At 40.4% G+C, this 12,174-nt stretch carries 9 protein-coding genes; all 9 read right to left on the bottom strand.

The annotated features are described in order from the left end of the window. Nucleotides 1-66: 66 nt before the first annotated feature. The 9 genes from PT278_RS00655 to rpsB all read right to left on the bottom strand — a co-directional run bounded on the left by PT278_RS00655 (nucleotide 67) and on the right by rpsB (nucleotide 12,051). Nucleotides 67-4,374: a PolC-type DNA polymerase III gene (locus tag PT278_RS00655; protein ID WP_277129520.1), complete on the bottom strand. Its 4,308-nt coding sequence runs from the start codon at nucleotides 4,372-4,374 to the stop codon at nucleotides 67-69. A gap of 6 nt (nucleotides 4,375-4,380) precedes the next feature. Further along, nucleotides 4,381-6,081, bottom strand: coding sequence for a proline--tRNA ligase (locus tag PT278_RS00650; protein ID WP_277129519.1), 1,701 nt, complete (start codon nucleotides 6,079-6,081; stop codon nucleotides 4,381-4,383). A 46-nt stretch (nucleotides 6,082-6,127) separates the two neighbouring features. After that, nucleotides 6,128-7,384: an RIP metalloprotease RseP gene (gene rseP, locus PT278_RS00645; protein WP_277129518.1), complete on the bottom strand. Its 1,257-nt coding sequence runs from the start codon at nucleotides 7,382-7,384 to the stop codon at nucleotides 6,128-6,130. 10 nt (nucleotides 7,385-7,394) lie between these two features. Continuing rightward, entirely contained in the window at nucleotides 7,395-8,192 is a 798-nt protein-coding gene (locus PT278_RS00640; RefSeq protein WP_277129517.1) for a phosphatidate cytidylyltransferase, read from the bottom strand. Between the two features lie 9 nt (nucleotides 8,193-8,201). Further along, nucleotides 8,202-8,933: an isoprenyl transferase gene (locus PT278_RS00635; RefSeq protein WP_277129516.1), complete on the bottom strand. Its 732-nt coding sequence runs from the start codon at nucleotides 8,931-8,933 to the stop codon at nucleotides 8,202-8,204. Nucleotides 8,934-8,941: 8 nt separating this feature from the next. Beyond that, nucleotides 8,942-9,499 carry a ribosome recycling factor gene (gene frr, locus PT278_RS00630; protein ID WP_277129515.1) on the bottom strand — a complete coding sequence of 186 codons (558 nt, stop codon included), beginning with the start codon at nucleotides 9,497-9,499 and terminating at the stop codon, nucleotides 8,942-8,944. Next, complete coding sequence (gene pyrH / locus PT278_RS00625) at nucleotides 9,499-10,224, bottom strand: UMP kinase (RefSeq protein ID WP_277129514.1); 726 nt, start codon at nucleotides 10,222-10,224, stop codon at nucleotides 9,499-9,501. Before pyrH ends, frr begins: the two co-directional genes overlap by 1 nt. A 131-nt stretch (nucleotides 10,225-10,355) precedes the next feature. Continuing rightward, nucleotides 10,356-11,231, bottom strand: coding sequence for a translation elongation factor Ts (gene tsf, locus PT278_RS00620; RefSeq protein WP_277129513.1), 876 nt, complete (start codon nucleotides 11,229-11,231; stop codon nucleotides 10,356-10,358). 31 nt (nucleotides 11,232-11,262) lie between these two features. After that, on the bottom strand, nucleotides 11,263-12,051 hold the full coding sequence (gene rpsB, locus PT278_RS00615; RefSeq protein WP_277129512.1) for a 30S ribosomal protein S2: 789 nt from the start codon (nucleotides 12,049-12,051) through the stop codon (nucleotides 11,263-11,265). Nucleotides 12,052-12,174 lie beyond the last annotated feature (123 nt).

Genomic DNA, 12,174 nt, shown 5'->3' with positions numbered 1-12,174 from the left:
TTGTCAACCTCCTTAAAGTTACTCTTAACGCAAAAAGGTGCTTAGCAAAAGCTACGCACCTTTTAATTAAAATAATGATAACTGATTTTGGTCGGGCATTCCTTCCAAAACCCCATTATCTTCCAAATAATCCATAATTGTTTGCGAAACTTTGCCTCGTTTAGACAAATCTTCTTTCGACAAGAATTTTTGTTCCGTTCTAGCGGCAACAATCTGCTTAGCCGCATTGTTACCCAGTCCCGGTACGGCATTGAATGGTGCCAAAATTGTATGTTGATCGAGAATCTTAAAATTAGTTGCTTCTGATTGATTAATGTCAACCATCTTAATCTTAATTCCCCGCTCCAAACATTCATTGGCAATTTCCAATACTGTCAATAGACTCTTGTCTTTAGCAGAAGCATCATTACCCTTATTCTGAATATCAGCCATTGCTTTTTTGACCGTGTTTTTGCCATGGCTCATGGCAACTAAGTCAAATAAGTCAGCACGTACAGAAAAGTAAGCCGTGTAATAAATTTCTGGATAATACACTTTAAACCAAGCAATTCTGAGCGCCATCAAGATATAAGCTGTCGCGTGTGCCTTCGGAAACATGTACTTGATTTTAAGACATGACGGGATATACCAATCTGGAATCTTATCATTTTTCTTCAGAACGGCCATATCCTCATCACTAATTCCGCGACCATGACGCACCGATTCCATTGTTGAAAACGCAACTTCCGGCTTAACACCCCAGTGGATCAAGTCCATCATGATGTTGTCCCGACAACCAATTACATTTTTCAACTTGCAGGTTCCATCGTTAATTAGTTCTTCAGCGTTACCCAGCCATACATCCGTCCCGTGTGACAGACCAGAAATCTGTAATAATTCAGAGAACGTCGTCGGCTTTGTTTCTTCAAGCATTCCCCGAACAAATCTGGTACCAAATTCCGGAACACCTAGTGTTCCGGTTTCTGATTGAATTTGTTCCGGCTTCACGCCCAAAATCTTAGGACTAGAAAACAGCGACATCACACCAGGATCATCTGGCGGAATGGTCAAAGGATCAATTCCCGACAAATCTTGCAGCATTCTGATCATTGTTGGGTCATCATGACCCAAAATATCAAATTTTAAAATGTTATCGTGAATTGAGTGGAAATCAAAGTGAGTGGTCAGCCAAGCTGCATGCACATCATCAGCTGGATATTGAACCGGCGTAAAATCATAAATGTCCATATCATCAGGAACAACAACAATTCCCGCGGGGTGTTGTCCAGTAGTCCGTTTAACCCCACTGACCCCTGCTGCCAATCGGTCAAGTTCAGCACTGCGTAAGTTAAGCTCTTTTTCCTCATCATAGTGCTTGGCATAACCATAAGCGGTCTTGTCTGCCACCGTCGCAATTGTTCCCGCACGATAAGAATTATCCGGTCCAAACATAACCCGAATAAAGTTATGTGCTACTGGCTGATAGTCACCTGAAAAGTTCAAATCGATATCAGGAACCTTGTCACCATGGAAACCTAAGAAAGTCGCAAACGGAATATCTTGACCATCTTTGACTAATTCTGCACCACATTTTGGACACTTATCATCAGGCAAGTCATAGCCTGAACCATATTCACCATTTTCAAAGAACTTGGAATACTTACATTGCGGACACCGATAATGCGGCGCCAGTGGATTAACTTCCGTAATTCCAGACATTGTTGCAACTAAACTTGAACCAACAGAACCCCGCGAACCAACCAAGTAACCGTCCTTATTCGACTTGGCAACCAAACGCTGTGAAATCAAATAAATAACTGCATAACCATTAGAAATAATCGAATTTAATTCCATTTCCAACCGGTCTTGTACAATTTTAGGCAATGGCTTGCCGTAAAGTTCATAAGCCTTATCGTAAGTCAGTCGCTTCATTTCTTCATCGGCATTATCAATGTGCGGTGGGAACAAACCATCCTTGATTGGTGCGATTTCTTCAGTTGACGCCGCAATCTTGTTCGGATTAGTAATCACAATCTCTTTAGCAGCATCTTCACCCAGAAAACTAAAGGCATCTAACATTTCCTGTGTACTATAAAAATGCAGGTCAGGCTGCGGTTTATTCCGATCCGGATTACTTCTTTGAGCAGAAATCAAAATCGTGCGGTAAATGGCATCATGCTCTTCAACATAATGGGCATCCCCCGTAGCCACAACCGGCTTATTCAATTCCTTACCCAGCTTATAGATATTAGTTAAAATTTCTTCTAGTTCAGCTTCATCGCTAATCAAATGATCCACAATCATCTGCGCGTAATTTGCCGGTGGTTGAACCTCAAGATAATCATAAAACTTGGCCTTTTTACGTGCCTCATCATAACCTTTTTGCATCATCGCCACAAAAACGTCACCCTGCAGACAACCAGAACCATACAGTAAGCCCTCATGATATTGGGCGAGGTCAGATTTTGGTGTTCGCGGTATCCGGTAAAAGTCTTTGGTGCTGGCGATTGAAACCAGCCGGTACATATTTTTAAGTCCCGCCTGATTTTTAGCTAAAATTGTCATGTGTGACGGCCGCGCCCGCTTAAAGACTTGACCGCGTGCGGCATAATCATTCATCTTACCTAGGTCATCTTCATCAAACTTAGCCTTAAAGGCATCAAGCAGTTTAAACATCAAATAACCTGTTGCTTCGGCATCTTGATTAGCGCGGTGGTGATGTTCCAGTACAACATTGTACTTCTTAGCCAGCGAATCTAATGTATGTCTTGTCTGTTCTGGGTGCAATAAGCGCGATACTTCCAATGTATCAACAACTGGTTGGGTAATTTCCTCAAGGCCAGTTCTTCTTAACGCCGCGTTAACAAAACCAACATCGAATTGAACATTGTGGCCACATAATGGCCTGTCACCATAAAAATCTTGAAATTGTTTGATAACAACCGCTTCATCATCAGCTGCACTAACCATATCATCAGTAATCGAAGTCAAATTAATCGTTTGCTCACTTAATGGGTGGTGCGGATTAATGAACTTATCGAACCGGTCAATGACTTCACCGTCTTTCATCTTGACGGCACCAATTTCAATAATTGTGTCATAAACCGATGATAAACCAGTCGTTTCCACGTCAAAAATGACAAATTCTCGGTTTTCATACGTCATTGGCGCTGGATTTAGTACCAATAAAGCATGATCATCAATCATATTGGCTTCAACGCCGTAAACAATCTTAATCCCGTTTTTCTTACCAACGTTATAAGCTTCAGGGAAGGACTGCACATCGGCATGGTCAGTGATTGCAATTGCTTTTTGGCCAAATTTTTTGGCAGCTAAAATAAAGTCAGTTGCCGTATTCGTAGCATCAAGCTGGCTCATATTAGTATGAAGATGCAATTCAACCCGCTTTTCATCGCCCTGATACTTTTCGGTTCTGCCGACATGTTCGACAACTTCAAAGCTAGAAATATTGAACACAACATCATGCTGCCACTGATCGTCAGCAGCTGACCCCTGCATTTTAGCCCAAGTGCCGGGCTTCAAGTCCGCAACACTTTTAATTTGCTCTTTATCAGAGACAAACTTCTTAAAAGAAATCGAATCGGTATAATCTGTAATTTCACCAGTAAAAATAATTGCGCCAGATTTTAATTCCCGACTTTCGGTATTAAAAATATTACCTTCGATAACGACATTTCTAGTGCCGTCAACGACATCCTTAATTTGCGTGATTGGCAGGCTTTCATCCAGCTTGCGGTTGCCGTAGCGCGTCTTCTTTGTCGGATAAGCTTGCGATTTTGGCTTTTCTTTAGGTGGTGCCGCATTATACGCTTCTTGCATACTTTGTTCATGCTGCTCCTGCAATTGCTGCAGACTAGCCAAATTGCTTTGCGTGTTTTGCTCATCCAGCTGCGTTACAAATTTTAGGTTAAAGAAACCAAAGTCACGCATTTCTTCAGCTAACTGATCCAAGAATTTTTGCTCAATTAAACCATCAACCACTAGATTGTCAACGGGAATAATCCAACGCCCATCTTCTTTTTTGGGCTCGTGACTAGAGATAAATTCACGCGCTACCGGCTGTAAAATTTGTGAATTTTGAACCGCGTAACGCCAATAATCAGTCAGGTAATCGTCAGCACCATCTTGGGTACGGACAAAAAGACGCGTTTTGACAAATGAGGCAAAACTTGCATTAATTGCCTTGTTCAAAGCCGCATAGGTTTCAAATTTTAACGGCGTATTAAAAAGAACATGGATATCCCACTTATGTTCCTTAGCGTATACATCCACGTTCTCAATTTCACCTTTTTGAAGCAAATCATTATCTGCAAATTGCTCAGGAAAATGAATCTGCTCTAAAAGGTGTAAAAAAAGTTTGTTTTTATCAGTCACGAAAAATTATCCTAACTCTTTATTTACAAAACTATCTAATTCAGTAACTGCAATTTCACTAGACTTCTCATCGGTTGGGCGCTTAACTTCGACAATGCCCTCGCTAGCCTTTTTACCAATTATAATTCGAATTGGTGCACCAACCAAGTCAGCATCAGCGAACTTAACACCCGCACGTTCATTACGATCATCATACAATACATCATAATTAGCGCTGTATTTTTGCTCTAATTCTTCAGCTAGTTTAGTTTGTGCTTCATCCTTCATCTTCATTTGGACAATGTGCAAACTAAATGGCGCAATTTCTTTAGGCCAAGCAATACCGTGTTCTGTCGCATGTTGTTCTACAGCAGCTGACAACATTCTAGTAACACCGATACCGTATGATCCCATGATTACTGGCTGCGTCTTACCGTTCTGATCTAAGAAGTCAGCACCCATGGTCTCAGTATAATAAGTACCTAACTTGAAAATATGTCCAACTTCAATAGAAGTTGTAAATTTCAATGGTAAATGATCGACTGGATCAGGTTCACCTTCGTTAGCTACGCGAATGTCACCAAATTGATCGACCTTAAAGTCACGATCAAGGTTGACATTCTTTAATTGGTAACCAGTCTTATTAGCACCAACAACTACGTTGTAAAGGTTCTTCACTGTGTCATCAGCAACAATCTTATCAGCCCAATCAGCCTTAACTGGACCAACGCCGCCCTTGTTAGCACCAGTAATTGCTAGTAATTCTTCATCAGTTGCTGTTCTTAATGAATCAGCATCAAGTAAGTGCGTCAACTTGACTTCATTTACTTGCTTATCACCACGAATCAAAACTAGTACGTGTTCTTTTTCGTTAACAATGTAGAGAACACTTTTAACAATTCTGGTTGCAGGAACGTTCATAAAATCAACTAAATCAGCAATTGTTTCTTGATCTGGTGTAGCAACCTCAGACATTTCTTGCAATTCTTCTTGCTCTTGCTTAAAGGTATCGTCACTAATCGCCATTTCAAGGTTAGCTGAATAAGTACCAGTTTCATTAGTTGCAATAGTATCCTCACCAATTGCAGCAGGAGCTTGAAATTCAGTTGAGTTTTTACCACCCATTGTACCGGAATCGGCAATTACTGGGTTTACTTGAACGCCGCAGCGACGATAGATTGCTTCAAAAGCCCGCTTCTCATCATCAAATTGTTCATCAAGTTGTTCGCGAGTTGCTGCAAAGCTATATGCATCAAGCATGATAAATTCACGTCCCCGCAATAGACCAAAGCGTGGACGATTTTCATCACGGTACTTAGTTTGAATTTGGTACAGTGCAATCGGCATCTGCTTGTAGCTCTTAATGTTTTTAGCGACAATCTCGGTAAAAGTTTCTTCGTGAGTAGGTCCCAATAAACTTTCACGACCATGACGATCCTTTAAACGGAACATTTCTGGACCATACTTTTGTAACCGGCCTGATTCTTCCCAAAGTGAAGCCGGCAAAAAATGTGGCATGGACATTTCTGGCACATTAATCTTAGCCATTTCTTCTTCCATAATGTTCTCAGCCTTGCGTAAAACGCGATAGCCTAATGGTAAGTATGCATAAACACCAGCTGTAACTTGGCGAATATAGCCACCGCGCAACATTAATTGGTGACTTTTAGCCACAGCATCAGAAGGTGCCTCTTTCAATGTTGGCATAAATAATTTAGATTGACGCATTAATTTTCTCCCAAGAAAAATAAAAATTTTCTATTTAATAAATTTTCTATTTAATAAAGTAACGATAAATATCATTACCAGTAACCGCAATAATTAGAACTAACAATAAACCAAAGCCGATTAGTTCAACAATTGCTTCGTGATCTTCAGAAATTGGCTTTCTGCGGATAATTTCAATAATATTGAGCAAGAACTTACCACCATCAAGACCGGGAATTGGAATTAGATTGACAATTCCTAAGTTGATTGAAATCATTGCCAAGAAGGCAAGAATGTAAGAAAAGCCCATTTTAGAAACTTGTGAAGTTTCCGAATAAATACCAACTGGACCAGATAACTTGTTTAAACTAAAGTGTCTAAATAAGCCACCGACAGCATTAAAAATCATTCCTGTGGTAGATACAGCAGTATCCCAGCCACGCTTCAATTTTGCACTTGCATGCTCATCACCGCGTGCTAAAATCCCAATTTGATAGCTTGTTTGTCCCTGAGACTTAACAGCCTTTGGGCGCACCTTAACGACTTTCTTTTGGCCGTTTTCGATCAGAGTAATTGCAATTGTTTTTCCCTTACTTTGATCGACTTGTGCTGCAAGGTCGTTAAAAGAAGACGTTTGATGACCATTGATTGCAACAAACTTATCTCCGGGCTTAATCTTAGCAACTTGTGCCGGTGATCCCGGATTAACCTGCCCAATTGTTGTCGTTGCAGGGCCAGGAACTGTAAATGTCCAAATTAAAAAAACTATAAAGCCCAAAATGATATTCATTAAGGGACCAGCTATGTTAGTCGCAAGTTTTTGCCAGACATTTGCCTGTTGAAATTGAGTATCCCGCGGGGCAATTACTAATTCAGTCTTAGATTGATCGATGATTGTAGCATTATGATTAACCTGATACGTAACCAGCTTTTCTTCATCACCATTTTCATATCCAGTAATGACCAACTCGTCGACTAAGTCAGACTTAGTAACTTGAACAGGAATACCTTCAATTGGAATATCAGATTCTGAAGCATCAATTTTTACCACTTCATTCTGTTCGTTCAATTGTAAGATAACCGTCATCCCTGGATCTAATTTGGCCTCATCATCTTTACTTGCCAAACGTACATATCCGCCTAACGGCAGCCAACGAATTGTATAAGTAGTTGGATTGCGCCGCACTTGAAAAAGCTTCGGTCCCATTCCAATGGAAAATTCCCGCACCAAAATACCGCATTTTTTAGCGACAATAAAGTGACCAAATTCATGAACAAAAACAAGAATGCCAAATACAACTAAAAAGATTAGTATGCCCTTCAATAGAATTCTCCTAGTGCATAATACCTAACAAAGCAGCAACTACTGGTAATACAAATAGCATACTGTCGAACCGGTCCAAGATACCACCGTGGCCCGGCAAAATTTTACCAGAATCTTTTACACCGTAATAACGTTTATAAGCAGATTCTACCAAGTCCCCCATTTGTCCTACAATTGAAAGGAAGAAGGCAATGATAATCATTTGTACTTGTGGGTAACCTACTTTAACACAGTAGACGTAAATTGCCGCACAAATAACGGCACAAATAATTCCGCCGATTGAACCTTCCCAGGTCTTGTTCGGACTAATTACTGGCCATAGCTTATGCTTACCAGCCTTGCGGCCGATCATGTACGCACCAGTATCGGTCAACCAAACCACAACAAAGACATAGCACAAAAGGGCTAACCCGTTGTTACTGTTTCTAATGGCTGCCATATAGTGAAAACCTGTCCCAATGTACAGTGATGCCAATGTATAAACACCCACGTCATCAAAAGTCGTTTTATTTTTGGATAAAACTGTCCATGTCAGCATTAACATAATAACGGCAAAGTACATACCGTACTTTGACCAATGCCATGGCATTCCCTTAATGAAACTATCCGGCACAGCCCAAATAATGGTTGCTAATAATGCCAGCAAAAAATTAACTGACACCAGGATTTGTTTTTTCATTAAGAAAACTTCACTGATACCCACTGCAGCAAAAGCCACAGTCAGCCAGTCCATCCAAAGACCACCAGCGATAACAATCGGAATAAATAAAATTAAAGCAATAACTGCTGTAATAACACGTTGTTTCATATAAACTACCTAACTATCTGATTCATCAACTTTACCAAATCGGCGGTTGCGATTTTGAAACTCACTTACAAATTCTTGTAAGTCTTCTTCATTAAAGTCCGGCCAATTTTTAGGACTGAAGGCTAATTCCGAATAGGCTAACTGCCAAAGCAAAAAATTAGAAATCCGTTGTTCTCCTGAAGTTCTAATAAGCAAGTCAGGATCACGAAAAGCACCAAACTTAGCTGTCATCAAGCGCTGTGAGATCATTTCTTCGTCAATTTGCTCGCTAGAAATCGCGCCGCTTTCAATCATGCCGCCTAATTCCTTAACCGCCGAAGTAATTTCGCTGCGTGAGCCATAATTAAAGGCGAAGTTCAAAATTAAGCCGGTGTTATCAGCAGTTTCAGCCATTGCCCGTTGAACAACCTTATAAGTCTTGGGCGGTAATTGATCCAGGTAACCCATAATGTTCACCTTAACATTATTCGCCATTAACGTTGGCATAAACTTGTCAAAAAAGCGAACGGGTAAGTTCATCAAATAAGCAACTTCTTCTTTAGGACGAGCCCAATTTTCAGTAGAAAATGCATATAGCGACAAAACCTTAATGCCTAATTTGTCGGCAGCAAGTGTAATCCGCTCAACATTATTCATTCCCTCATGATGCCCAGCAACTCGCGGCTTACCTTGTTTGCGAGCCCAGCGGCCATTACCATCCATGATAATCGCAAGGTGATTTAATTGATTCTTTTCTGCCATTCTGCTTACTAACCTTCAGTAATTTCCGTCCGCTTTTTGTCAGCTACTTCATCAATTTTCTTAGTTGCATTGTCCGTAGCCTTTTGCACTTGCTTTTCTAAATTACGTTGTTCATCTTCAGTAATTTCGTCATCTTTTTGTTGCTTCTTCAAACTATTCATCGCATCGCGGCGAACGTTTCTGACAGCAATTTTTGCTTCTTCGGCTAACTTATTAACTTCCTTGGCGATTTCTTGACGTCTCTCACCAGTTAATTGCGGAATAACCAATCTGATTACCTTACCATCGTTAGCAGGTGTTAATCCTAAGTTTGAAGCAAGCAAGGCATGTTCAATATCGTCTAAACTGCTTTGGTCATATGGTGTAATCAATAATACACGTGGTTCCGGAATAGTCACACTGGACATTTGCGTAAGTGGCGTTGGCGCACCATAATAGTCAACCTTAACACTTTCTAAAATTGCGGCATTCGCAACCCCAGCCCGAATTGAGCCAAGATTCTTTTGAAAAACCGTAATTGACTTGTCCATATTTTCTTGGGCTTTTTTAATTGTTTCGTTATTCATTATTTACCACCTTCAATAACAGTCCCAATTGGTTCACCCATGACTGCCTTCTTAATATTTCCTTCAGTATTAACGTTAAACACAATAAGCGGTATGTTTGTATCCATTGATAGAGAGCTTGCTGTCCGATCCATTACCTTTAAATCTTTGGCAATTAAATCAAGCTGCGTTAGTTCTTGATACTTCTTAGCATTAGGATCAAGCTTAGGGTCAGCTGAGTAAACTCCGTCAACACCATTCTTGGCCATCAAAATGACATCGGCATTAATTTCAGCAGCACGCAATGCAGCTGTTGTATCGGTTGAAAAGTATGGGTTGCCTGTTCCACCACCCATAATTACAACGCGGCCCTTTTCTAAATGACGAATTGCCTTTCTTCTAATGTACGGCTCAGCAATTTGCCGCATTTCAATCGAGGTCTGTAATCTAGTTGGCACGCCAACATGTTCTAAACCATCTTGAAGAGCTAACCCGTTCATGATGGTTGCAAGCATTCCCATGTAATCAGCTTGTGAGCGTTCCATTCCTAGCTTTTCACCAGTTTCACCGCGCCACATGTTGCCGCCGCCGCAGACAATACCAATATCAACGCCTAAATCGTGAACCGACTTAATTTCTTGAGCTAAATGACTGATAACTGTGGGATCAATTCCTGATCCCTTATCACCAGCAAGAGCTTCACCGGAAATTTTTAAAATAACACGCTTATATTTAACTTTAGTCATAGTGACCTCCTCATCATCTAAATATTTTACCATATTAAGCATTAAATTGTCTGACGACAAAATAAAAGACAACAATTTTATCCAGAAAAAAAGAGAAGGCATTTACCCTCTCTTTTTAATTAACAAATAAATTACTTCATTTGTTCTTGTACTTCAGCAGCAAAGTCTTCTTGCTTCTTTTCGATACCTTCGCCAACTTCGTAACGGGTAAAGCTAACAACTTCGCCGCCTTCTGACTTAGCATATTCAGCAACAGTCTTGTCAGAATCTTTAACGTAAGGTTGGTCAACTAAACAAATTTCACTTAAGTACTTGTTTACACGACCTTCAACGATCTTAGGAATAATGTTGGCAGGCTTGCCTTCATTTTCAGTTTCCTTAGTAAAGACATCTTTTTGACGGTCAAAGTCAGCCTTTGGTACAGAATCTTTGTTCAAGTATTCTGGGTTGATTGCAGCAACGTGCATTGCAATGTTCTTAGCTGCTTCTTCATTTGCACCCTTTAAGGTAGCAAGAGCAACAATTGAACCACCGTTGTGCTTGTAAGCACCGAATACTTCGTCATCGTTCTTAGTCACTAAGTCGAATCTTCTTAAAGTAATCTTTTCACCGATAACTGCAGTCAAATTGGTGATTTCTTCACCAATTGTTGAGTCACCCATTGGTGCCTTTAATGCTTCTTCAACATTAGCTGGCTTAGCAGCAAGGATTGCTTTAGTCACATCATCAACTAACTTAATGAACTTGTCATTTGAAGAAACAAAGTCAGTTTCTGAATTGATTTCAACTAAAGCAGCAGTGTTGCCACTAAATGCATATTCAGCTAAACCTTCAGCAGCAATTCTGCCTGACTTCTTAGCAGCTTTAGCAACACCGTTTTCTCTTAAAATATCGATTGCCTTTTCAACGTCTCCATCAGCCTTTACTAAAGCCTTCTTGGAGTCCATCATACCAGCACCGGTACGATCACGTAATTCTTTAACTTGCTTAGCAGTAATATTTGCCATTGATGTGTCCTCCTAGTTTAGAAACAGTAACTTATTCTTTGTCTGAATCTTCTTCAGTAGTTTCTGCTTCTTCAACGTTTTCATCGTCAGCAGCACCGTTAGCCATTTCAACTTCAACGCTCTCGTCGTCATCGTCTTGACCTTGCTTACCTTCGATAACTGCGTCAGCCATCGCACCTGAAATAAGGCGGATAGCACGGATAGCATCATCGTTTGAAGGGATAACAACGTCAACTGGAGTTGGGTCAGTATTAGTGTCAACCATTGCGACAACAGGAATACCTAAAATGTTAGCTTCGTGAACAGCGATCTTTTCCTTCTTAGGATCAACTACGAACAAAACATCTGGGATTCTAGGCATATCTTCGATACCACCTAAGAATCTTTCAAGCTTGTCCATTTCCTTAGTCAAAAGTGAAGCTTCCTTCTTTGGCAGTACTTCAAAAGTACCGTCTTCTGACATCTTCTTTAAGTCCTTTAATCTTTGTACTCGGCTTTGGATAGTCTTCCAGTTAGTCAAAGTACCACCTAACCAACGTTGGTTAACGAAGTATTGACCAGCACGAGTTGCTTCTTCAGCGATTGAATCTTGAGCTTGCTTCTTAGTTCCTACAAAAAGAACTACGCCACCTTGTTGAGCAACAGCTCTAACAAAAGCATAAGCATCATCCAACATCTTGATTGTCTTTTGCAAGTCAATGATGTAGATACCATTTCTTTGAGTAAAAATGTAAGGAGCCATCTTTGGATCCCATCTTCTAGTTTGGTGACCGAAGTGGACACCAGCTTCAAGTAATTGTTTCATTGAAACTACTGACATAATAAATTCCTCCTATGGTTTTTTTCCTCTCAAGCGGTCATTTCAATATCTCGCCAAGTGTATGGCACCAAAATATTGATCGCTCTTGATGTGTTTTACCTGCATGCTCTATTTAGCACACCA

Source organism: Lactobacillus sp. ESL0703 (assembly GCF_029433435.1).
In the GTDB taxonomy this organism is placed as follows: Bacteria; Bacillota; Bacilli; order Lactobacillales; family Lactobacillaceae; genus Lactobacillus.
Note: the sequence above shows the minus strand (reverse complement) of the source record. Positions and strands in the feature narration are given on the sequence as shown.